The organism is Paraburkholderia silvatlantica, from assembly GCF_003096715.1.
Taxonomy (GTDB): Bacteria; Pseudomonadota; Gammaproteobacteria; order Burkholderiales; family Burkholderiaceae; genus Paraburkholderia; species Paraburkholderia silvatlantica.
Window position 1 is genome coordinate 1 of sequence record NZ_QEOL01000030.1, and the last position, 21,459, is coordinate 21,459.

At 63.2% G+C, this 21,459-nt stretch carries 23 protein-coding genes; 18 read left to right on the forward strand and 5 right to left on the reverse strand.

Annotated features, from left to right (window positions below):
- The first annotated feature begins 129 nt into the window (after positions 1–129).
- A complete protein-coding gene (locus C7411_RS37685; RefSeq protein WP_165822926.1) occupies positions 130–306 on the forward strand; it encodes a hypothetical protein in 177 nt (58 codons plus the stop codon).
- A 10-nt stretch (positions 307–316) separates the two neighbouring features.
- Here the strand turns inward: C7411_RS37685 and C7411_RS39070 are convergent, their stop codons facing one another.
- The 4 genes from C7411_RS39070 to C7411_RS30985 are packed head-to-tail and all read right to left on the reverse strand — an operon-like array spanning position 317 to position 4,282.
- Positions 317–628, reverse strand: a complete 312-nt coding sequence (locus tag C7411_RS39070; protein ID WP_373682712.1) for a superinfection immunity protein — start codon at positions 626–628, stop codon at positions 317–319.
- A gap of 54 nt (positions 629–682) precedes the next feature.
- Complete coding sequence (locus tag C7411_RS30975; RefSeq protein ID WP_110387974.1) at positions 683–1,741, reverse strand: glycosyltransferase family 2 protein; 1,059 nt, start codon at positions 1,739–1,741, stop codon at positions 683–685.
- Between the two features lie 48 nt (positions 1,742–1,789).
- Positions 1,790–3,061 carry a glycosyltransferase family 87 protein gene (locus tag C7411_RS30980; RefSeq protein ID WP_110387890.1) on the reverse strand — a complete coding sequence of 424 codons (1,272 nt, stop codon included), beginning with the start codon at positions 3,059–3,061 and terminating at the stop codon, positions 1,790–1,792.
- A 15-nt stretch (positions 3,062–3,076) separates the two neighbouring features.
- Positions 3,077–4,282 carry a glycosyltransferase family 87 protein gene (locus C7411_RS30985; RefSeq protein ID WP_165822927.1) on the reverse strand — a complete coding sequence of 402 codons (1,206 nt, stop codon included), beginning with the start codon at positions 4,280–4,282 and terminating at the stop codon, positions 3,077–3,079.
- Between the two features lie 788 nt (positions 4,283–5,070).
- Between C7411_RS30985 and C7411_RS30990 the strand changes: the two genes are divergently transcribed.
- The 17 genes from C7411_RS30990 (at position 5,071) to C7411_RS31070 (ending at position 20,779) form a co-directional block, all read left to right on the forward strand.
- On the forward strand, positions 5,071–5,241 hold the full coding sequence (locus C7411_RS30990) for a Flp family type IVb pilin (RefSeq protein ID WP_110387975.1): 171 nt from the start codon (positions 5,071–5,073) through the stop codon (positions 5,239–5,241).
- Positions 5,242–5,340: 99 nt separating this feature from the next.
- Positions 5,341–5,511, forward strand: coding sequence for a Flp family type IVb pilin (locus tag C7411_RS30995; protein ID WP_110387892.1), 171 nt, complete (start codon positions 5,341–5,343; stop codon positions 5,509–5,511).
- A 75-nt stretch (positions 5,512–5,586) separates the two neighbouring features.
- A complete protein-coding gene (locus C7411_RS31000; protein ID WP_110387893.1) occupies positions 5,587–5,757 on the forward strand; it encodes a Flp family type IVb pilin in 171 nt (56 codons plus the stop codon).
- A gap of 71 nt (positions 5,758–5,828) precedes the next feature.
- Positions 5,829–6,371: an A24 family peptidase gene (locus C7411_RS31005; RefSeq protein ID WP_110387976.1), complete on the forward strand. Its 543-nt coding sequence runs from the start codon at positions 5,829–5,831 to the stop codon at positions 6,369–6,371.
- A gap of 83 nt (positions 6,372–6,454) precedes the next feature.
- Positions 6,455–7,291 (forward strand): Flp pilus assembly protein CpaB, encoded by an 837-nt coding sequence (gene cpaB / locus C7411_RS31010; RefSeq protein ID WP_110387894.1) that lies wholly within the window; start codon positions 6,455–6,457, stop codon positions 7,289–7,291.
- A 105-nt stretch (positions 7,292–7,396) separates the two neighbouring features.
- Complete coding sequence (locus C7411_RS31015; protein ID WP_110387895.1) at positions 7,397–9,268, forward strand: type II and III secretion system protein family protein; 1,872 nt, start codon at positions 7,397–7,399, stop codon at positions 9,266–9,268.
- A gap of 21 nt (positions 9,269–9,289) precedes the next feature.
- Positions 9,290–9,586: a hypothetical protein gene (locus C7411_RS31020; protein WP_110387896.1), complete on the forward strand. Its 297-nt coding sequence runs from the start codon at positions 9,290–9,292 to the stop codon at positions 9,584–9,586.
- Positions 9,587–9,650: 64 nt separating this feature from the next.
- A complete protein-coding gene (locus tag C7411_RS31025) occupies positions 9,651–10,859 on the forward strand; it encodes a CpaE/TadZ family protein (protein ID WP_110387897.1) in 1,209 nt (402 codons plus the stop codon).
- 12 nt (positions 10,860–10,871) lie between these two features.
- Positions 10,872–12,263 carry a TadA family conjugal transfer-associated ATPase gene (locus C7411_RS31030; protein WP_110387898.1) on the forward strand — a complete coding sequence of 464 codons (1,392 nt, stop codon included), beginning with the start codon at positions 10,872–10,874 and terminating at the stop codon, positions 12,261–12,263.
- A gap of 31 nt (positions 12,264–12,294) precedes the next feature.
- Positions 12,295–13,272 carry a type II secretion system F family protein gene (locus C7411_RS31035; RefSeq protein WP_110387899.1) on the forward strand — a complete coding sequence of 326 codons (978 nt, stop codon included), beginning with the start codon at positions 12,295–12,297 and terminating at the stop codon, positions 13,270–13,272.
- 45 nt (positions 13,273–13,317) lie between these two features.
- Positions 13,318–14,286 (forward strand): type II secretion system F family protein, encoded by a 969-nt coding sequence (locus tag C7411_RS31040; protein ID WP_110387900.1) that lies wholly within the window; start codon positions 13,318–13,320, stop codon positions 14,284–14,286.
- Positions 14,287–14,469: 183 nt separating this feature from the next.
- A complete protein-coding gene (locus C7411_RS31045; protein ID WP_243413411.1) occupies positions 14,470–14,847 on the forward strand; it encodes a TadE family protein in 378 nt (125 codons plus the stop codon).
- A 47-nt stretch (positions 14,848–14,894) separates the two neighbouring features.
- Positions 14,895–15,977 carry a pilus assembly protein TadG-related protein gene (locus C7411_RS31050; RefSeq protein ID WP_243413412.1) on the forward strand — a complete coding sequence of 361 codons (1,083 nt, stop codon included), beginning with the start codon at positions 14,895–14,897 and terminating at the stop codon, positions 15,975–15,977.
- 185 nt (positions 15,978–16,162) lie between these two features.
- Positions 16,163–17,164 (forward strand): lipopolysaccharide heptosyltransferase I, encoded by a 1,002-nt coding sequence (waaC, locus tag C7411_RS31055; RefSeq protein ID WP_110387903.1) that lies wholly within the window; start codon positions 16,163–16,165, stop codon positions 17,162–17,164.
- A gap of 192 nt (positions 17,165–17,356) precedes the next feature.
- Positions 17,357–18,241, forward strand: a complete 885-nt coding sequence (gene kdoO, locus C7411_RS31060; protein WP_110387904.1) for a Kdo hydroxylase KdoO — start codon at positions 17,357–17,359, stop codon at positions 18,239–18,241.
- A 121-nt stretch (positions 18,242–18,362) separates the two neighbouring features.
- On the forward strand, positions 18,363–19,670 hold the full coding sequence (gene waaA / locus C7411_RS31065) for a lipid IV(A) 3-deoxy-D-manno-octulosonic acid transferase (protein ID WP_110387905.1): 1,308 nt from the start codon (positions 18,363–18,365) through the stop codon (positions 19,668–19,670).
- A 548-nt stretch (positions 19,671–20,218) separates the two neighbouring features.
- Complete coding sequence (locus tag C7411_RS31070; protein WP_110387906.1) at positions 20,219–20,779, forward strand: CgeB family protein; 561 nt, start codon at positions 20,219–20,221, stop codon at positions 20,777–20,779.
- Between the two features lie 7 nt (positions 20,780–20,786).
- On the opposite strand, the gene ureG is transcribed toward C7411_RS31070, so the two are convergent.
- Positions 20,787–21,446 (reverse strand): urease accessory protein UreG, encoded by a 660-nt coding sequence (gene ureG, locus C7411_RS31075; RefSeq protein ID WP_110387907.1) that lies wholly within the window; start codon positions 21,444–21,446, stop codon positions 20,787–20,789.
- Positions 21,447–21,459: the final 13 nt, after the last annotated feature.

Consider the following 21,459-nt stretch of genomic DNA (forward strand, 5'->3'; position numbering starts at 1 on the left):
ATTCTGGCAGTTAACAACCCCAATCACGCATGTTCATTGCTCAATGCGCTTTAGGACAAACGTCTGCTACTGCGCCACTTGTGTATAACGAGATGAGTTAAAGGAAGGCTCAGGAATTATGCTGAGCCAATGCTCGATCCGAACGCGCATTCTGTGGATTGGGCAGCATTCGTGCAGCATAGTTCGCCCAGCCGCACCATCCGTGCGAATACCGGATCAGGCTATTCCGGGCTGTCGCAGTTGATCACCGTTGCCAACACGACTCACGTGCCCCTCGGCATTGACTCCGGGGGACAGCAAAATTGACCGCAACTGACTATATGAGCGAGAACCCGTCCTCGCCTTCTCGCTGACTCTCAGTGTTATGTGTGCGCGTGTGCTCATTGCAAGGCGCCTCTTTCCGAACCCCAGTCAGTGCCCACAGTAAAGCGACTATCCAGCCGAGCACTGACCATCCGAGCAGCCTGTTAAGCCCGGTGATCGCGAGTCGCTTATGATGCATACGACGGAAGGCGACGATCGAAGGAACGAAGTACAGCAACACGAAGATGACGAGAAGCCCACCCGGATCACTGGGTGAGTCCTCGGCACTGGAGCTGGATTGATAGTCAGACATGTTATCCCCCATAAGTCAGCGGAAGCGTCAAATCATATGACGCGCCTCCTGATGATCGAAACATCGTCATCGGCCCGCCGCCCGAACCTGCGACGCGCCACCCCAGCGACCCAGTCCCAGCGGCGCACCATGGGTACGGACCTCCACACGTTCGACCGGCAGGACGCTGATGCTGGCACGCGACTCGTAGCGCCGGCGCACGAGGTAGACCGGTCGCTTCTTTGACTCGTCGTAGATGCGCCCTATGTATTCACCAACGACACCGATGCCTACCAACTGGATGCCGCTCAAGAACAACACGACGGAGAACAGGGACGCGTAGCCCGGAACGGGATTGCCGAGCAGCAATGTGCGGCCAACCATGAACGTGCCGTAGCAAAGCGCGAGCGTGGCCAGCACCCCACCGATATACGTCCAGCCGCGCAACGGCACGGTGCTGAAGCTTGTAATGCCTTCAAGGGCGAAATTCCACAGGCGCCAGCCAGAGAATTTGGTTTTGCCTGCACTGCGTGGCGTGCGCTCATAGTCGATCATGACGGTGTTGAACCCGACCCAGGCGAACAGCCCCTTCATGAACCGATGCCGCTCTGGAAGATCGCGCAGCGCGTTGACCACCTGGCGATCCATGAGTCTGAAATCGCCAACGTTTTCGGGGATTTTCAGCTCCGAAAGCGTGTTGTGGATGCGATAGAACAACGCCGCGGTCGTGCGCTTGAGAAAGGAATCGCAGGCGCGACTGGCACGCCGGGCGAGTACGGCTTCCGCGCCTTCGCGCCAACGCTGGATCATTTCGGGAATCAATGAAGGCGGATCCTGCAGGTCTGCATCGATGACGACGACAGCGTCGCCGGTCGCTTCATGGAGGCCCGCAGTGAGTGCAGCCTCCTTGCCGAAATTGCGCGTGAGGTCGATGACTTTGACGCGCCTGTCGTGTTGGCTGACGAGAACCAGCTTTTCAAGCGTGGCGTCCCTGCTGCCGTCGTTGATGCAGACGATCTCGAAGCGCACGGATTCGATGGACTCCATCGTCGCAATGATCTGTTCGAAGAACAGTTCGACGCCGTCTTCCTCGTTATAGAACGGAGCGACGACAGAGATGAGCGGGGTCTCGAGCGCGGTTTTGATGCAGCGCGCCTCGTCGCCGATAAACATGTTCATGATGTTGTCTCCCTTTTACGACGAGGCGGCGGTGTCGAATATTGCCTGCGCGCTTCGCTCGCGCGCGATCTGTGCAATCAGCATCCAGAGCGTGGCAATCGAGACGAGCGGAGTGAACGGGACGTGCAGATGAGAAACGAGTGTGAGACCGGCGATGGGGGCGAGCCAGAGTACCGCGAGCCATTCGCGCTGTCCGCGCTGAAAGCCGTGCTCCCTCGCGTGATAGACGACCCATGCGATCAGGATTCCGTTCCACGTCAGGTCATAGTCATAGAGGTATGGGCTCACGAGCATGCTGGCGCATACGAGCACGGCGGCGCGCAGACCGAAGGCGCTGGGCCGGCCCCACGCATAGCCGACGGCGGCGGCCGCGCACAGGGCGGATACGGCCTGCGCAGTACTGGCGAGCGCGGTTGGCGCATGGAGCAGCTTGAGTGCCCCGAACACAGTCGGCACACGAAAAAGGTGGGCCCGTCCCGTCTCGACGAAACTGTTGGCGAGGCCCATGTTATGAATGAATGCGACCAGCGTTTCGCTGCCGAACGCCAGGACCGAAGCCAGCAGCGAAATCGCCACGCCCACGCTCATGGCGCCCAGTGCGCGCCACGAGCGCGAAGCGAGTAGCGCGAGCGGAATGAGCACGCAAAGCTGCGGCTTCATGGCGACGAGCGCAAAGCACAACCCGGCGAGTATCGGGCGTGCGCGCAGAAGGACCAGTCCGAGTCCCACCAGTGATGCCGTGAGCAGCCCGTTCTGGCCGGCCGTCAGCACCAGCGCGGAACCCGGGAAGGCGATTGCGAGGAGCGCGGTGCGCGGGTGAGGCGCGATCGTCTTCACCACTTTGACGAAGATGGCGAGTGTGCCGAACAGGAAGATGGGTGCAGAAAGCGTGAAGGGCAACAGTGCCAGCGGATAGACGAACAGGAGGAACGTTGGCGGGTAGAGCCACGGAAGGATGCCGACGGGCCGTCCAGCCGCGAATTCCTCGACGGGCTTCAGGATGTCAAAGTTATACGCATTGACCGCGTGCCCCTGCAGGGCGAGATGCGACGCGCTCCAGAACGGCAGGCAGTCCACGGCAAGCACGCTCAGCTGCGGATCCTTGAGCCATACCAGGTGATACACGTAGGCCAGCGCAACACAGAAATAGTAGACAAGCGCGGCAAGCGGGTAGATCCACAGGCGTTGGCCGCTCAACCAGTGCGAGCGGGGCTGTTTCATGCCCAGGGGCTGAGTGTGCGCGGCACCGGCCGTACTCATGGAATCGCTGAAGGTCGTCTGGTTCATGGCATGGTCTCTCGCCTAAAGAGCGGAATCGATACGCGTGCGGCGGAGCACCGCGAGCAGCATGAGCAACAGGATCACCGGTCCGGTCTGTGGCAGCCTGAAAATCTGGTTGGCGAACTCGAATACTGGCAGGAGCCAGACGAGAAGCAGCACGAGCTGCTCGCCGGGAAGCCACCCGCGACGCAATCCGGTCGCGAGCAGCCCCGCACATGACAAGCCGACCCAGGTTAGTTCGTAATGCCAGACATAGGGCGTGACGATGAGCGTCGTCGTCCCGAGCGCAGCTGCACGCAGGGCGGTGTCGTGCGTTGTGCACCAGATTTTCCATGCGCCGCACGCCGCGATGGCGGCAATCGCGGCGTGCATCAGTCCCGCTGTGAGCAGCGAGGCGCCAATGAGTCGCAGCGACGCGAACACTGACGGAGAGGCAAGCCAGAAGCGGACGTCGTGCTCGAGGATAAGCTCGCGCGCCATACCGACGTTGCCTGCGAGCAGCCGAATCGATGGGGACCCGCAGAGCGCCATGCTTGCAATAAAAAAGAGCACTGCCGTCGCAGCTGCGTATCCGAAGACCTTCCATGCCCGTGCCGCGATCAGAACGAGAGGGAACAGGATGCCGAGTTGCGGCTTGATCACCAGCAGCCCGATACAAATCCCGGCGATCGCGGGGCGACGGTCGATCGACGCGATTGCAAACGCGGCGAGTGCTGCAGTAATCAGCGCGTTTTGCCCGAAGATGGCACACACCATCACACACGGCATGGCGAGCACGACATACCGGGCGGTCGCGGCGCCAAGCGGGCTTTGTGCGAGGCCGGAAACGCGAACGGTTGCGCAGACGAACGCGGATGCGCTTGCGCCCAGGAAAACGAAATAAGCAAGCGGAAGCGGCAACAGCGCGAGTGGGGTGACGAACAACAGGAACGTGGGCGGATAAAGCCAGGGAATGAATGCGCTCTTGGGCAGGCCGCCCGTCACCGCGGCCACGATCCGGGAAAACGCTGAGTAGTCGAAGACGGTGGAGGCCTGGCCCTGGAGGACCGTATGACTGGCCGACCAGAATACGAGCAGGTCGGAGCCTGGACGCCAGCCGCCTGTAGCGGCAAAGCCATGAGTCACCCAAGCCCAGAGCGCTACGAAGCCGACACCGATGACGAGCATGGCGGTGCTGTAGGCAATGAGTCTCTCGCGCGAAAGCCAGGAGCACGCCGTCGACTGCAAGCGTGAGCCATCCCGCTCAAGTGGTCGCATTTTTTTCGGTCCCCGTTGAATATTTTGAGCTGGCGGCTTAGCCGCCTATTTTTCCCCCGAACACGCGAGCAGTGCGGTGTATGGCAGTCCCTGCGTGTTGCCTGATTATTGGGAGACGTGCGCGTCAGGAGCAATGCAGAGTGCATTCGCAATGTTCGCGTGCTAACACTCGCGCATAGAGTCACCTTCAATGAATAAAGCGCTGAAAAAAAAGATGCGTCATGTCTTGCGTCGAAGGGCCTGGTGTGATCGGGTAACTACTGATTCTGCAGCGAGCGTGCGTCATGGGTTTGGTATAAGCGTGTGCTTAATACTCGTAATTCCGATTAAAAATGTAGTTGATATGTCAACGTAATTGACGACTGATGAAAGTTTGTGACGAACGGTCGTATTGATTGAGATGTGAGAATGACAGGAAAAAGCAGGGGTAAATACGTATAAAGTTTTTCGATCGAGGAAATGTGTCGTTATTAGGCAACTCTGAAAGTAGTGGATAAAGCATGTTGACGGCCGAGATGACATCGTCGATTTGAGAGGGATTGGTCACATGTGGCGTGTCAATTTTTCCGATTTTGTGTGGTTGGGAACAGGAAATTGTTGCGCGTGTGGCGAAGCGCACAAAGTCATCGATATGACACGCGTAGAACTGCGCCTGTGGCTGCAACGCCGAACCCGGTGACGTGGCCCAACCCACCCTCAAAACCACATGGAAACGGAATCGGGGGTTAACCATGTACACATCGATTGGAGATCACAAAATGCAAAAGATCATCGCTCACGCAAAGTCCTTCGCTCGTGACGAAAACGGCATCACGGCACTCGAGTACGGCATGCTCGCAGGTCTGATCACGGTGCTGATCATCGCCAGCGTCGCATCGATCGGCTCGACACTGAAGAACGTGTTCTCCGACGTTGCTGCCACGATCTAACCGACGCCCGGGCGAGTGGGTATGCAACGCAAGCCTCACTCGCTCCAATCGCTGGAAGGACCGGGATTAAACACATTCATAACTGGTTGGAGATTAAAAATGCAAAAGATCATTGCTCAGGCAAAGACCTTCGCTCGTGACGAAAACGGCATCACGGCACTCGAATACGGGATGCTCGCGGGTCTCATCACGGTGCTCATCATTGCCAGCATCGCAACGATCGGCTCGACGCTGAAGAACGTGTTCTCCGACGTCGCTGCCACGATCTGACGGATGCGCGGGGCGAGTGGTACGCGACGCAAGCTGCACTCGCCCTGCATCACACACCTAACAGGGGACCAAAAAATGCAAAAGATCATTGCTCAGGCAAAGCACTTTGCTCGTGACGAAAACGGCATTACGGCGCTGGAGTACGGGATGCTCGCGGCCCTGATCACGGTGCTGATCATGGCCAGCATCGCATCGATCGGTTCGACGCTTCAAAACGTGTTTTCCGACATTGCGGGTGTGATCTAACCCGCGCGCGTTGGAACAAATTTGGCTATGACACAGCAGATGTAACCAGGGAGCGAAAAATGGAATTCGCGATGCTGTCTGCTTCCTTGCCGCCGCAGCCGGTTCCGCTGTGCGTGATCGCGTTGGCGATCCTTGCGGCCAGCACGGACATTGTTAGCCGCCGGATTCCGAACCTGCTGATCGTGGCCGGTCTTGTCTCGGCACTCGCGGTGCAACTCGCGCTGCGCGGCGCCGTTCCGGGCTGCGCGATCTGGCTGGGCGGCGCGGCGACCGGGTTCGCGCTTCTGATGCCGTTCTATTTGCTACGCGGCATGGCGGCCGGCGACGTCAAGTTGCTGATGATGCTGGGTGCGTGGCTCGGTGCGGCGGCAACCGTCGATATCGCAGTCAACACTTTCATCATCGGCGGGGTGTGGTCGTTAGGGGTAGCCCTGATGCGGGGACAACTGGGCCGCCTGACGGGAAACGTCGCAGCGTTGCTTGCGGGAGCGAGCCGCGCCACGCGCATGGCAGGTGCATCGCCAGGTACGGTGCGTGAATCGGTCGGATCGATTCCGTATGGTGTCGCGATTGCCGGGGGGACCGTGGTAGTGCTGTTCACGATGGTGAGCTAAAGCGCTGCCCGGTGCCCGCGGGACAAGGGCCGATTTTTCGGCTCATCGATTACTAATGTTATGAAATGCTTACGGGGGATGTCATGAAAAACAGCCGCGCGTTTGTCATGCTCGCGATCGCCCTGCTGGCCGGTCTGGCCGCAGTGGTGTTCGCTTCCAAATGGTTGCTTCAAACGTCGTCGGGGGCCACGGTACCTGTTGCCGTCGCATCGGACGACATCAATCTCGGTCAGCCGATCAATGAAACGATGATCAGAACGGTCAGCTGGCCAAGGGACAGCCTCCCGCCCGGCACATTCGCAGTACCGAAGGATCTCGACGGGCGGGTGGTGCGCGCAAGCCTCACGCGTGGCGAACCGGTGCTCGAGTCGAAGCTGGCGCCCGTGGGCACCAAGGGTGGGCTATCCGCTGTGATCGGCGAGGGGCATCGCGCAATCACGGTCCGCGTGAACGATGTGGTGGGCGTCGCGGGCTTCGCGTTGCCGGGCAACTACGTCGACGTGATCGTCAACACGCAGGAGCCCGAGAAAAAAGCCGATACCCAGCAGCAGAGCATCTCGAAGATCGTGCTCGAGAAAATTCTGGTGCTGGCCGTGGCGCAGCAGGTCAATCGCGACGATACCGCACCCAAGGTCGTGAACGCGGTGACCCTGGAGGTGACGCCGGAGCAGGCGGAGAAGCTCGATCTGGCGCGCAGCGTGGGCACGCTCTCACTCGTCCTGCGCAATCAGGTGGACGACAACAAACTCATGACCGACGGCGCCACCAAGCAGACTCTGCTAGGTGGCCTGCTGCCCCCGCCCGTGCCGCTGCCGGAACCGGCGCACCCGGTGCGTGTGAAGTACGCCGAGCACGCGCCCGCCAGGCGCAACTGTATCGGTGTGCTGTCGGGCGTGACCGGCAGTCAGGAGTGTTTCTGAAACAAGGCAGAACGGCTGCCTGAGCCCGGCGATGACCATCCGGGAAGAGGGCGAGTGAGCGGTAAAGCCGCCATTAAAACGCAGGTAAGTACGGGGTATAACGATATGGATACCAAAGTAAATGCGGGGTCCACGGGGGCCCGCAACGGCGTTCGTCCGTGGCGTGTCGCAACGCTTGCCTGGGTTTGTGCCGGGTTGATGACTTCGACTCCGGGCTGGGCACAGCAATCGAGCGCGAACGCAGCGCAGGAGAAGCCCGCCGCAAGCGCTGCGGTTCCCATGGGCAAGGGTCCCATGCAGATGACCATCAGCATGGGACCGCCGCAAGGCAGCAGCGCGCCGCCCAAAGCCGTGGCGGGACCGCTGCGAGGACCGAACTGCGTGGGGGCCATCCGCAACGAAAGCAACGTGGTCGTGCCGCTTGGCAAGTCGATGCTCGTGCCGATCGACGAACCGGTGCGCAACCGTACGCTCGGCAATCCGGAGATCGCCCAGGCGACCATGGTTTCGCCGCAAACACTCTACATCGTTGGCCAGGCGGTCGGGACGACCAACATGATCGTCCAGGGCAAGAGCGGCGCATGCCAGGTGATCGATGTGATCGTGAGCGCCGACTCCGGCGGTCTTCAGGCGGCGCTTGCGCAGCTCCTGCCGCAAGAGCGTGATATCCGCGTTTCGACGGCGGCCGACAACATTGTGCTCGCCGGCCATGTGTCGAGCGCGCAGGCCGCCCAGCAGGCCGCGGAAATTGCCCAGGTTTTCGGCGTGAGCGGCCAGGGCAATAACGGTGCGCACACGGGCGGAGTGATCAACATGCTAAGCGTGGATTCGCCGCAGCAGGTCATGCTCGAAGTGAAGGTCGCCGAAGTCGACAAGACGCTGATCGACCAGCTCGGCTCGGCCGTCAATATCCAGGGCGGATTTGGGTCCTGGACGGGGGCGCTGGTGAGCAATCTGCTCGCAGGCGTGTCGAGCGCATTCGGTTTCTCGAAGGCGAACAACAACCCGCTCAAGTTCGCCATCGACGCGCAGAAGACCGACAACCTCGTGAAGATCCTGGCCGAGCCTAATCTTGTCACCATCAGCGGTCAGGAAGCCACCTTCCTTGCCGGCGGCAAGATCTTCATCCCCGTGCCGCAAAGCGGCGGCGGCACGTCCGCCACGGCGATCACGCTGCAGGAAGAAGAGTTCGGCGTGGGGCTCAAGTTCACGCCGACGGTGCTCAACGGAGGGCGCATCAACCTGAAGGTGGCGCCGGAAGTCTCCGAGCTCTCGCCCACGGGCGTCACGCTGAGCGCGTCGAACGTGAGTGGCGTGAGCATTCTGCCGCTCATCACGACGCGGCGTGCTTCGACGACGGTGCAGATGCACGACGGCGAGTCGTTCGCGATCGGCGGGCTCATCAGCAACAACATTACGGGCTCGCTCAAGGCAGTGCCGGGCCTCGGTGAGGTCCCGGTGCTGGGCGCATTGCTCAGAAGCACCTCGTTCCAGCAGGACCGATCGGAACTGATCTTCATCGTCACGCCGCATCTCGTGAAGCCGGTGGCGGATGTCGCGCAGCTGCAGATGCCCACGGACAGCTTCTCGCAGGTCCATGAAGCCGACGTGTACGCAACGGGCAACATGGAAGGACGCGCCAATCGCAACCAGGGACGGTTTGCGCCTCCTGCACCCGAGCCCGTCGGCACGCAGACCGCACCGGCAGCACCGGCTGCACCGGCACCGATGCCGGCCGCGCCCGCTGCACCGCAGACGCCGGCCGCGCTGCCCGCACCGCAGGTCTCTTCGCGCCGCGAAGAGTCGCCGGCACCGAAAGGTCCGCCGCCCGCTGAAGCGCTCGCGCAGCCGGTACCTACGCAGCAGGTGAATGCGCAGGCCCTTATGCCACCGCCAGGCGAGGACAGCGCGGCGCGCGCGCAGCGAATCGAGCGCGAGGCGGCACGGATCGCGTCGAACGAAACCCCCGCTCATTGACCAGGCGATCAGGAGGCCAAAATGAAACTCGAAAACTTTGTATTCGTTCGCCGGTTCCTATTGATTGCGCCGCTTGGCGCGGCGCTCGGCGGCTGCATGACCAGCACGCCGATCTGGGATGCGCACTTCGGGCAAGCCGTGCGCTACTCGATGCAGGCGCAAATCATCGATCCGGACGCAGGCAGACACGGCGCCTCGCAGCCGGGCGTGGACGGCAAGTCGGCGGCATCGGCGATGGATAACTATGACAAGTCGTTCCAGCATCCGGTGACATCGGCGAATCCCTACACGATTGGTGTGAGCAGCGGTAGCCAGTGAGCGGTGTCAAGTACACACGCGCGCAACCGGCCGGAGAAGGAAACAACAGCGGGGACATACGATCATGATCGACATACTCATCACCTCGACAGACGCAGAGCGGCTTGCGCAGATCATGCGCACAATTGCGGGATGCGGCCCGTACCGCACGACGCGTAGCGTGGGCACACCGTTCGATCTTGTCGAGCGCGGCGACACGCTCGACGCGTTCGATGTCCTGATCGTCGACGCACGAGGGTTGCAGGAGGCACAGTTGCCTTCCGTAAGCGAGCTGTGCCGTCGCTGCGAACGGCTCACGTGCATTCTGCTGATTCCGGAGGCTTCGCCCGAGGAACTCATCGCGGCAATGCGCGCGGGCTTTCGCGACGTGGTCACGGGGCCGCCGGACGGCCGCACGATCGGCGAGGCGCTGCAGCGAGCAATTGGCCAGCGCGCGCATGGGAGCACGCGCGCGTCGCGCATCGTGTCGTTCATGTCGTGCAAGGGCGGCGTAGGGACGAGCTTTATCGCGGCGAACGTCGCGCATATCGTCTCGCAGACGCAGGACCGGCGTGTGCTGCTGATCGACCTGAACCAGCTCTACGCGGACGCGGCGTTCCTCGTGACAGCTCAGACGCCGCCCTCGACGCTTCCGCAACTGTGCGCAGAAGTCGACCGCATGGACGTGGCGCTCTTCGAGGCGAGTGTGATGCACGCCGCAGGGAACTTCGACATCCTGGCGGGCGCGGGCGACCCGATCAAGGCGAGCGAGATGCGACAGGACAGGCTCGAATGGGTGCTCGGCGTCGCCGCGCCCCGTTACGACTGTGTGATCCTCGATCTCGGCCAGACGATCAATCCGCTTTCCATGCTCGCGCTCGATCGCAGCGACGAGATCCACATCGTCCTGCAGGCGAGCATGCCGCATCTTCAGGCGGGACGCCGCCTGCAGGAGATTTTGCAGTCGCTTGGCTACGGGCCGGAGCGCATGCGCCTGCTTCTGAACCGCCAGACGCGTCACGGCGAGCGCGTGCGCGAGGCCGCCGACACCGTGCTCGGCATGAAGCCGTTCCTCGTTATTCCCGACGACGCGCGTGCCGTTGCCGAAGCCGTCAATCAGGGTGTGCCGATTGCCGCGGCGGCCCCCTGCAGCGCGGTGACGCGTTGCCTGCGCACGTTGGCGTCGAGCGTCGCGCTCCCCAACGCGACCGGTGCGACTGCGCGGGGCAAGGGCGATTCCCTGTTCGCGCGCATGCTCGGCCGCCAGACGCCGGCCAAACTCGGATTGATGTAAAGGAGAAAAGTCATGTCTCTTCGCGAGCAGATCTTTGCGCAGCGCCTTGAGCCGACAATCGTCGAGCGCACCGATACGGGCGGCGGCGCCGCTGTGGCCCCGGCGACGCCGTCCCGGGTGAAGACCGAGGCGTACCAGAAGCTGAAATACGACACGCATCATGCGGTGCTCGAGCGGGTGGAACTCGAGCGTCTCTCACGCATGCCCCAGGAGCAGATCCGCAGCGAAATCAACGCGCTTGTGGGCCGCATCCTCGAAGAGCAGAAGGCGCTTGCGAACGACCTCGAACGCAAGCAGCTGGCCATCGACGTGTACGACGAGATGTTCGGTTTCGGTCCGCTCGAGCCGTTGCTGCGCGACCCTACGGTCTCGGACATTCTCGTGAACACGTGGTGCCAGACTTATGTGGAACGCCGCGGCAAGCTCGAACTCACCGATGTCAACTTCTACGACGACGCCCATCTCATGAAGGTGATCGAAAAGATCGTCTCGCGGGTGGGGCGGCGCATCGATGAATCTAGCCCGATGGTGGACGCGCGCCTGCCCGACGGCTCGCGCGTAAACGCCATCATTCCGCCTTCGGCCGTGGACGGTCCGCTCGTATCGATCCGGCGTTTCGCGGTCAAGCCGCTGCTGGTCTCCGATCTGATCGAGCTGCAAACGCTCACGCCGCCCATGGCCCAGGTGCTCGAGGGCCTCGCGCGCGCCAAGGTCAATATTCTCGTCTCCGGCGGCACCGGCAGCGGCAAGACGACCATGCTCAACGTGCTCTCGGGCTTCATTCCAAACGACGAACGCATCGTGACGATCGAGGACGCAGCCGAACTTCAACTGCGCCAGGACCACGTGCTGCGCCTGGAGACTCGCCCGCCGAACATCGAAGGCAAAGGCGAGATCACCCAGCGCGCGCTCGTGCGCAACGCGCTGCGTATGCGCCCCGACCGCATCATCCTCGGCGAAGTGCGCGGCGCGGAAGCACTCGACATGCTCAACGCGATGAACACCGGCCACGAAGGCTCGCTCGCGACGATCCACGCCAACACGCCGCGCGATGCGCTCACGCGCCTCGAGAACATGATCAGCCTGGGCGGCCTGGCCTTGCCGCCGCGCACGATGCGCCATCAGATCTCGTCCGCGATCTCGGTGGTCGTGCAGGCCGCGCGCCTGACCGACGGCCGCCGCAAGATCGTGAGCATTTCGGAGCTGACCGGCATGGAGGGCGACATCATCAACATGCAGGAGATCTTTACGTTCAAGCGCACGGGCATGGACTCGAATGGCAACGTGCGTGGCCACTTCTGTGCGACGGGGGTGCGGCCGAAATTCTGCGAGCGCTTCGCGGCGTTCGGCGTGAATCTGCCGGAGCAGATTTTCGATCCGGGCCGCCGTTACGACACGGTCTGATATTCACGACGTTCATCCGGGGGAGCGTGGCATGAGTACAACCTTCATTCTGGCAATCCTGCTGCTTTTTGTGGCGGTCGTGCTTGCCAGCCAGGGCGCGTGGGAATGGTGGAACAGCCGGCACGGCGCCGTCGCGCGCCGCCTCGAATCGCGCATCGAGGCCGTGGCGACGGGTGGCGTGGGGCGCAAGGAGGCGATGTCCATCCTCAAGGCGCGCAAGCTCGACGGGTCGACGTTCGGCCAGCGCATGCTGCTGCTCGTGCCGGGCATCCGCTCGTTCGAGGCGTGGGTGCAGCAGTCGGGCATCAGCTGGACGGCTTCACGCGTCATTGCGATGTGCGCGCTCATGCCGGTCGTGGTGATCGTCGCGGGGATATTCATCCGCGTGCCGCTCGCCATGCTGGCGTCCGCTGCCGCGTCGTCGACGCTGATGCCGCTGATGTACGTGCGCTATCGGCGCACGAAGCGGATGCGGCGCTTCCAGAAGCAGTTGCCCGATGCCTGCGACATGCTTGCGCGCGCGTTGCGCTCGGGCCATGCGTTCTCGGGCGCGATCGACCTGGTCGGCACCGAGTTCGCCGACCCGATGGGCGCCGAGTTCCGCACCACGTTCGACGAGATCAACTATGGCGTGTCGCTCAACGAGGCGTTGACGGCGCTCGCGCAGCGCGTGCCGGTGGGGGACCTGCGCTACCTCGTCATTGCCGTGCTGATCCAGCGCGAGACGGGCGGCAACCTGGCCGAGTTGCTGGACGGCATTGCGAGCCTCGTGCGCGCGCGCTTCAAACTGTTCGACAAGGTGCGCGTGCTCGCCGCGGAAGGGGTTCTCTCGGCGCGGGTGCTGGGTCTGCTGCCGGTGGTCACGGGCGGGGCCATCTCCCTCGTGAATCCAGGCTTTCTCGAAGTGCTATGGCGCGACCCCGCAGGCGTGATGATGCTTGAAGCCGGTAGTGCGCTACTGGTGGCCGGCATGATCTGGGGACGGCGCATCGTGCGGATTCGCGTCTGACGACGTCACGTCTCGCACCATCGACAAAATTCCAGGGGGGGAGCCATGTTAGCGCTCGATTCGACGCGGTTGCTGTTGCTGGTTTGTCTCTTTGCCTGCGTGTTCGGCCTGTCGTTGGCCGGCATGTATGTCCTTGCACCCAGGACCATGCGGCGGCGCATCGAACAGGTGGGCGGCGGTCGCGGCGCGCCTGTTCGAGGTGCGCAGCCGGATGCCACCAGCGAGGCCTGGTACGAAAAGCTCGTGCAGATCTCCGAGCCGCTTTCCCGGCTCTCGACGCCCAAGGAAGGCTGGGAAGTCTCGGCGCTGCGCGTACGGCTGATGAATGCGGGCTGGCGCTCCCCGGGTGCCGTGGCGATCTTCTTCGGCACTCGCACCGTGCTGGCACTGTTGCTGCCTACGCTTGCGGCCATGTGGCTGATTAGCGGCGGCGGGGCGGCGAGTTCGGTTACGCGTTTTGCGGTGGTCCTCGTGTCGCTCGTGGTGGTTGGCTACTACCTGCCGGGTCTGGTGCTCGCGCGCTTCGTCGCGCAGCGCAAGCGCGCGATCTTCGAGGACTTCCCCGACGCCATCGATCTGCTGACGGTGTGCGTCGAGGCGGGCCTCGGTCTCGATGCAGCGCTGATGCGCGTGGCGGAGGAAATCAGATTGCGCAGCGCGGTGGTCGCCGACGAGCTGGATCTCACGCTCCTCGAAATGCGCTCGGGCTACACGAAGGAAAAGGCGTTGCGCAACCTCGCCATGCGCACGGGTGTTGAAGACGTCGACTCCTTCAGCACGATGCTCATCCAGGCGGAGCGATTCGGCACGAGCATCGGCGATTCGCTGCGCGTGCTCTCGGATACGCTGCGCACGCGCCGGCGCATGCTTGCGGAGGAAAAGGCCGCGAAAATCGCGCTCAAGCTGCTGTTTCCGCTGATGTTCTGCATTTTTCCGGCGCTGATGGTGGTGCTGATGGGGCCGGCGATGCTGCATATCTATCGGACGATGCTGCCGACCATGAACGGCGGCTAGCAGGCGGCCGGAGCGTTTGGCAGAAACAGACCAGGCCCTGTACGGGTGATTCAATCGGGGGGAGTTATGAAAACAGCAAAGACCGGCGCGGCGTCGCTTCCGTTACGTGCGGGACGGGGAACAGGGCGCGCAGGGAGCCCGCGGCGTGGACGCAGCAGGCACGCGCAGCGCGGCGTGGCTGCGGTGGAGTTTGCCCTCGTGCTGCCGGTGTTGCTGATCTTGCTCTTCGGCATCATCGAAATGGGCTTGTTCCTTTACGACAAGGCCGTGATTACCAATGCCGCCCGGGAAGGCGCCCGCGCCGGAGTCGTGCTGAAGAGCCCGAAGCCCACCGCAAGCGACGTCCAGACGGTCGTGACGAACTACACGTCGAGCTACCTGCTGACCTTCGGTGCGCAGAATACGCCGGTGGTCGTGACGACTGGTGCGGGCGGCAATTTCGGTCAACCGCTTTCGGTGACCGTCTCCTATCAGTACAACGGATTGGCTCTGGGACGGATGGTGGCGCCCATCACGGGCGCCATTACGCTGTCCGCCACGACCGTCATGAACAACGAATAAGGGGGGCAATCATGCGCACGGGGAGAAGACGCAAGCAGAGAGGGGCGGTGGCCATCACGGTCGCAGTGTTCATGATCTTTCTGCTGGGGACCGCGGCGCTGGCCATCGACATCGGCAATCTGATGGTCGCTCGAAACGAACTCCAGAACGCGGCTGACGCGGCCGCGCTGGCGGGTGCAGGCTGTCTGAAGCCGCGCACCGAGTGCAGCAACAGCACCGCTACCCAGCCGGATTTCACGACGGCCTCCGCGACGGCGTCGACGTTCTCGACGTCGACCTCGACCAACCGGGTCCAGGGTGCCTATGTGCAGACGAGTACGGTCGCGACCGGCTACTGGAACGCTACGGGAACGCCATACGGCCTCGAGGCGTTGCCGTTCACACCGGGAGCGAACGACCTGGCTGCGGTGCAGGTGACGATCCGCAAAGACGGCTCGAACGCGAACGGATCGGTGGGAGGCTTTCTGAGCAGCGTGTTCGGCGTCAACGTCCTCAAAGCCAGCGCCGTGGCAACAGCCGTCCTGTCTTCGCCTGGCAATGTAGGACCAGGCGGGCTGTTTCCATTGGCGATGTCGCAGTGCCTGTACAACAATTACTGGAATTCGTCGACCAACTCGCCCAAGCTCTCGCCCACCAGCGGCACCGTGTCCGGCTTCTCGACACCTCAGGTTGCGGGGCAGCCGTACATCTTCCAGATCGGATCCAGCTATCAGTACGGCACCTGTCAATCCGGCCAGTGGACGACGTTCAATTCCAGTAACAACAGTGCCAGTTATGCCAGTGGCCTGTTGACCAGCGGCAACAGCACCACGTTCTCGGTCGGAGCTTCGCCGGGGACGTGGATCCAGACAGGCGAGGAAAACTCGGTCTTCAAGAATGCTGCCGACTGTAGCGCTGCGGGCAACGGGAAATGCGCATGGGCGACGGTGGTCGTGGTGAACGATCCGTCGACGAGCGGGTTTCAGCCGGTCCAGGCATTCGCCTGCCTGCACATTCTCGATGCCAGTAACGGTTCCACGCCCTATGTGCTCGTGCAGATGTCCAACGACATGAGCCACTGTGAGACTGCCAATTCGGGAGGGGTTGGGCCGAGTTACGGGGCTTACACGCCTCCGAGACTGGTCCAGTAAGGACAAGGACAGCTTGCCGCAGTGCCGGCGCCGCGCCATTGTACGTGCCGGCGCTTTGACCCTCTTCAATGTCTTTCGGGTGCCGATTTCCGCACCCACGCTCACCCTTTCCCCCCATTATTTCGCTTGACTTCGCCCGGCGCGCTAAAATTGCGGACCTTTTTAATTCGTCCGCACAAAGAGCCTTGAGCGTGCAAAAGATCCTCATCGTGCGCGTGTCGTCGCTTGGCGACGTCGTCCACAACATGCCCGCCATTGCCGATATCCGGCGGCGGTACCCCGACGCGCAGATCGACTGGCTCGTCGAAGAGAGCTTCCAGTCGCTCGTCGAGCTCGTGGAGGGTGTGCGCCGTGCGATTCCGTTCTCGCTGCGCCGCTGGCGCAAGGGGCTCTTGTCGAGCGCCAACTGGCGCGAGATCGGCGCTTTCCGGCGCGCGCTCGCGGCCGAGAAGTACGACCTCGTGATCGACTGCCAGGGGCTCATCAAGACGGCCTGGGTCGCGAGCTGGGCGCGCGGACCGCTCGTCGGCCTTGGCAACCGCACCGATGGCGCGGGCTACGAATGGCCCGTGCGCTTCTTCTACGACCGCTCGATCCGCATCGAGCCGCGCACCCACGTGGTCGAGCGCACGCGCCAACTGGTTGCGGGCGCGCTCGATCTCGCGCCGCCGTCGCCCACCGACGAAATCGACTTCGGTCTCGACACCTACCGCGCCGCCCAGGCGCTCGCGGAAGTCGGGCTGAATCTGCCGGTGCCCTACGTGGTGTTCGTGCACGCCACGTCGCGCGCCGACAAGCAGTGGCCCGACCAGCACTGGATCGAACTGGGCCAGGCGCTCGTGCGGCGCGGCGCGTCGCTCGTGCTGCCCTGGGGCAGCGAGGCCGAGCGTGCCACCAGCGAGCGCCTCGCGCGCGAATTCGGCGAAGCGGCGATCGTGCCGCCCAGGCTCTCGCTGCCTGCCGTGGTCGGCCTGATCGACGGCGCAGCGGCCACGGTGGGCGTGGACACGGGGCTCGTGCACATCGCGGCGGCGCTGAAGCGCCCGAGCGTCGAGTTGTACAATTTTGCGACCGCCTGGCGCACGGGCGGCTACTGGTCGCCGAACGTCGTCAATCTGGGCACGGCAGGCCAGCCGCCAACGCTTGCGCAGGTGAAAGGCGCGCTGGCGGGCTTCGGGCTGCTGTAGCGGCGCGCGGCCGCGGCTCGGCCGCCTGACAAACTGAGGGGCTGCGGCGCGTCAAGGCGCACCCCGGAGGCTGCGGGTATAAGAATCGGCGCTCACGAGGGTGCACAAACGTGCACAAGCGGGCGCCAGGGCCTGGCCGGCATGGGCCCACACCGGCAGGCAATCCGATCCATCGCTTCCAGGGGCGACCCAATGAACGAATCCCAGATCATCGAAATCACTTCCGCCGACTGGCACGGCCAGCAGCTTTCGCAACCGCGCGAGACGCTGCTCGCCGCCGTCGAGCAGGGCAAGGTGCTGTATTTTCCGAACCTGGCCTTTGCGATCGAAGGCGGCGAGCGCGCGCTGCTCGATCCCGCGATCGCCGACCCCAAGCGCAAGAACATCAGCCTCGACCCGAACGGCGGCGCACTGCACGGCGTGCTTGGCGACAGCGTCACGCACTCGGCGGTGCGCGCATTGATCGCGCGCTACCAGACGTGCGCCCGCACGCTGGTGGACGGCCTCTTTCCCGAGTACACCGGCAAGCTGCGTGTGGCGCCCACGAGTCTGCGCCTGCACCAGGTGGAAACGCGCCAGACCTCGTGGCGCAAGGACGATTCGCGCCTGCACGTGGATGCCTTCCCCTCGCGTCCGAACTACGGCGAGCGCATCCTGCGCGTGTTCACCAACGTCAACCCGAACGGCGTGCCGCGCGTGTGGCGCGTGGGCGAGCCGTTCGAGGACATGGCAAAGCGCTTCCTGCCCAACATCAAGCCGCAGTTTCCGGGCTCGGCATGGCTGCAGGATCTGCTGCACATCACGAAGTCGCGGCGCAGCGAGTACGACCATCTGATGCTCAATCTGCACGACGGCATGAAGGCCGATCTCGGGTATCAGAAGTCGAGCCCGCAGGAGACCATCGGCTTTCCGCCGGGCAGCGTATGGGTGTGCTTCTCCGATCACACGTCGCATGCCGTCATGTCCGGTCAGTTCATGATGGAGCAGACCTTCTTCCTGCCGGTGAAGGGGATGGTGCATCCCGAATGGGCGCCGCTCGGCATTCTTGAACGCCTCAAGGGCAAGGAACTGGTTTGAATCCACGCGCGATGAGCCTGCCGATCAACGTGCCAATCCATGTGCCAATCGACGCACCAACCGACGCCTTCAGCCGCGCGGCCTTGGCGTTTCGCATGACCCCGGCCGTCGCGGAGGTCCGATGCTGAGAGCGATCTATCGCACGGCCTGGTGGCTCATTGCACCGCTCGCGGTGTTGCGGCTATTCATCCGCTCGCGCCGCGAGCGCGGCTATCGCGAACATATTGGCGAGCGTTTCGGCTATGCGGCAGGGCGCTTGCCCGAGGACGACGCGCCGCTCATCTGGGTGCATGCCGTCTCCGTGGGCGAGACCCGCGCGGCGCAGCCGCTTGTCGACGCGTTGATGGCGGCGCGCCCCGACGCACGCATTCTGCTCACGCACATGACGCCAGGCGGCCGCGCTGCCGGCGAGCAGCTCTTCGGTGATCGCGTGCTGCGCTGCTACCTGCCGTACGACATGCCGCACGCGGTGCGGCGCTTCCTGCACGCATGGCGTCCATCGCTTGGTCTCGTGATGGAAACCGAGGTCTGGCCGACGCTCGTCGACGAATGCAAGCGCGCCGACATGCCGCTCGTGCTGACCAACGCGCGTATGTCGGCGCGCTCGTTCAGGCGTGCGGCGAAGTTCGGCGCGCGCGCGCGCGAGGTGTTCGGCGGCTTTACGCGCGTACTCGCGCAAAGTCCATCGGACGCGGAGCGCCTCACCGCGCTCGGCGCGCGCAACGTGGCGGTGCTCGGCAACCTCAAGTTCGACATGGCGAGCCCGCCGGCGCTGATCGCGCGTGGCCGCGAGTGGCGGCGTGCGATCGGCGAGCGGCCGGTGTGGGTGGCGGCGAGCACGCGTGAAGGCGAAGAGGAACTCGTGCTGCAGGCCTTCGCCGCACTCAACGTACCGGACGCGCTGCTGATCCTCGTGCCGCGCCACCCCCAGCGTTTCGACGAAGTGGCCGCGCTCGTGGAGCGCAAGAACTTCAGGCTCGGGCGGCGCTCGCGCTGGGCGCCGGCCGCGGCTGCCGCGGCCTCGGCGCATGCGGGCGTGCGCGTGTTACCGCAGGACGTAAGCGTCCTGCTCGGCGACTCGATGGGGGAGATGGGCGCTTACTACGCTGCCGCCGATCTCGCGTTCATTGGCGGCAGTCTCCTGCCGCTCGGCGGGCAGAACCTGATCGAAGCGTGTGCCGTGGGCGTGCCGGTGCTGATCGGGCCGCACGTGTTCAATTTCACCCAGGCCACCGCCGACGCCACTGCCGCGGGCGCGGCCCTCCAGGTTCAGGACCCCGCCGATCTCGCGCGCGCCTTGCGCGAACTCTTCAGCGACAGGCCGCGCCGCGTCGCCATGGGTGCAGCCGCTGCGGCGTTTGCTTCGCGCCACCGCGGCGCGACGGCGCGCACCGTGGACGTTGTGCAGGCGCTCGTCCCGGATGTATAAATTCGCGCGCGGCAGCGCATGCGCGAGTCGCACAACGACAACATGGACATTGCTGGACAAGCGCCTATGATGAAGACGATCTCGCGAATCCTCATCGCACATCCCCGCTTTCCGCCGTTGGCTGACGACTACGCCGATGCTTTCGGGAAGGCTGGTGTGCAGGCGAAGACCTTCATCATCGAGGATCATGTCCACTGGGCCTACCGCTATGTCTTTCGCAGGATCAACAAGCTCGCCCGTACGCTTCGCCTTGTCCCAAGAGGGACGGATTTGTTCCGCAAGCACCGCCTGGGCGAGGTAGACCATCTGGCGACACGGCCCAGCGAAGAAGCGCAGCCTATAAGCCCGATGTCGCGTTTTGCATTCATGGCAAAAGAGCCGAAATCTTCCAGCTGCGGGAATCAACAGTCACGAAGGCAGGCTGGTGGGTCGAGCAAAACGACAACTGGTCCGAGCTGGAAGCGGCCACGCGCGACTTTGACTGCTACTTTGCGTTCGCACCCGCTGTCGTCGAAGCGATTCAGTCGCACGGCCGTGAGGCTCACTATTTGCCTCACGGCGCCAATATTCGTCAGCATTATCCGATTGCCGGCAGTGCGAAAGAGATCGACCTGGTATTTCTCGGCGCCTGGAGTCCGTGGCGCGATCAGGTCATTGCCAGCGCATTCGAGGTGACTCAGGATATCGCGTTATACGGACATTCGTGGATCAGGAAAAGCCGGCTGCCACGCGATATGCTGCGCCGTATCCACAAAGGCGATCGAATCCTTGGTGCGCCTCTGAATGCGCTTCACAACAAGGCACGCGTGGTCCTCAATGCAGACCGGACGGTCAGGCTCGGCCTGAACATGAGGTATTTCGAGGTGCTCGCCAGCAGATCATGCCTGTTGACGGATAACGCCGAGGATCTTCACAACTATTTCACCGACAACGAGCATTTGTGCGTCTATCAGGATCTCGAGGACATGCAGAAAAAGCTGCGATGGCTTCTCGACAACGAGGACGAGCGTCTGCGAATCGGCGCAAATGGTTTCCGCGAAGTTTTACAGCACCATACCTGCGATCATCGTGTCCAGTCGTTGCTCGCGGCGTTCGGCGCAGTGCGTTGACAGGGCGTCAATGCGTCGACGCGTTGTCCGTGACGAGTAGCCCGCGCTTTTCAATGAACGCGATCACCTCGCCGAGACCCTCGAGCGCCTTCAGGTTGCACATCACGAAGGGCCGCTCGCCGCGCATTTTCTTCGCGTCGGAGGCCATGACGTCGAGGTTCGCGCCCACGAGCGGCGCGAGGTCGGTCTTGTTGATGACGAGCAGGTCCGACTTCGTGATGCCGGGACCGCCCTTGCGCGGAATCTTCTCGCCGCCCGCCACGTCGATCACGTAGATCGTGAGGTCCGAAAGCTCGGGGCTGAAAGTCGCCGCGAGATTGTCGCCACCCGATTCGATGAAGACGATGTCCGCATCGGGAAAGCGCGTGAGCATCTGGTCGACGGCTTCGAGGTTGATCGAAGCGTCTTCGCGGATCGCCGTGTGCGGGCAGCCGCCCGTTTCCACGCCCATGATGCGCTCGGCGGGCAGGGCGCCAGCAACGGTCAGCAGGCGCTGGTCTTCCTTTGTGTAGATGTCGTTGGTAATGGCGACGAGGTCGTAGCGCTCGCGCATGGCCTTGCAGAGCATTTCGAGCAGGGTGGTCTTGCCGGAGCCAACGGGTCCGCCCACGCCTACGCGCAGCGGCGGCAGTTTCTTCGTTCGTTTGCTGGGTGCGTGCGAATTCATGGTTCGTGTGTGT

What these genes read in the sequence shown, in the direction of transcription:
- C7411_RS37685 (WP_165822926.1), top strand. Translation starts at nt 130, where the DNA reads ATGCTCGATCCGAACGCGCATTCTGTGGATTGGGCAGCATTCGTGCAG.
- C7411_RS39070 (WP_373682712.1), bottom strand. Translation starts at nt 628, where the DNA reads ATGGGGGATAACATGTCTGACTATCAATCCAGCTCCAGTGCCGAGGAC.
- C7411_RS30980 (WP_110387890.1), bottom strand. Translation starts at nt 3,061, where the DNA reads ATGAACCAGACGACCTTCAGCGATTCCATGAGTACGGCCGGTGCCGCG.
- C7411_RS30990 (WP_110387975.1), top strand. Translation starts at nt 5,071, where the DNA reads ATGCAAAAGATCATCGCTCACGCAAAGTCCTTCGCTCGTGACGAAAAC.
- C7411_RS30995 (WP_110387892.1), top strand. Translation starts at nt 5,341, where the DNA reads ATGCAAAAGATCATTGCTCAGGCAAAGACCTTCGCTCGTGACGAAAAC.
- C7411_RS31000 (WP_110387893.1), top strand. Translation starts at nt 5,587, where the DNA reads ATGCAAAAGATCATTGCTCAGGCAAAGCACTTTGCTCGTGACGAAAAC.
- C7411_RS31005 (WP_110387976.1), top strand. Translation starts at nt 5,829, where the DNA reads ATGCTGTCTGCTTCCTTGCCGCCGCAGCCGGTTCCGCTGTGCGTGATC.
- cpaB (WP_110387894.1), top strand. Translation starts at nt 6,455, where the DNA reads ATGAAAAACAGCCGCGCGTTTGTCATGCTCGCGATCGCCCTGCTGGCC.
- C7411_RS31015 (WP_110387895.1), top strand. Translation starts at nt 7,397, where the DNA reads ATGGATACCAAAGTAAATGCGGGGTCCACGGGGGCCCGCAACGGCGTT.
- C7411_RS31020 (WP_110387896.1), top strand. Translation starts at nt 9,290, where the DNA reads ATGAAACTCGAAAACTTTGTATTCGTTCGCCGGTTCCTATTGATTGCG.
- C7411_RS31025 (WP_110387897.1), top strand. Translation starts at nt 9,651, where the DNA reads ATGATCGACATACTCATCACCTCGACAGACGCAGAGCGGCTTGCGCAG.
- C7411_RS31030 (WP_110387898.1), top strand. Translation starts at nt 10,872, where the DNA reads ATGTCTCTTCGCGAGCAGATCTTTGCGCAGCGCCTTGAGCCGACAATC.
- C7411_RS31035 (WP_110387899.1), top strand. Translation starts at nt 12,295, where the DNA reads ATGAGTACAACCTTCATTCTGGCAATCCTGCTGCTTTTTGTGGCGGTC.
- C7411_RS31040 (WP_110387900.1), top strand. Translation starts at nt 13,318, where the DNA reads ATGTTAGCGCTCGATTCGACGCGGTTGCTGTTGCTGGTTTGTCTCTTT.
- kdoO (WP_110387904.1), top strand. Translation starts at nt 17,357, where the DNA reads ATGAACGAATCCCAGATCATCGAAATCACTTCCGCCGACTGGCACGGC.
- waaA (WP_110387905.1), top strand. Translation starts at nt 18,363, where the DNA reads ATGCTGAGAGCGATCTATCGCACGGCCTGGTGGCTCATTGCACCGCTC.
- ureG (WP_110387907.1), bottom strand. Translation starts at nt 21,446, where the DNA reads ATGAATTCGCACGCACCCAGCAAACGAACGAAGAAACTGCCGCCGCTG.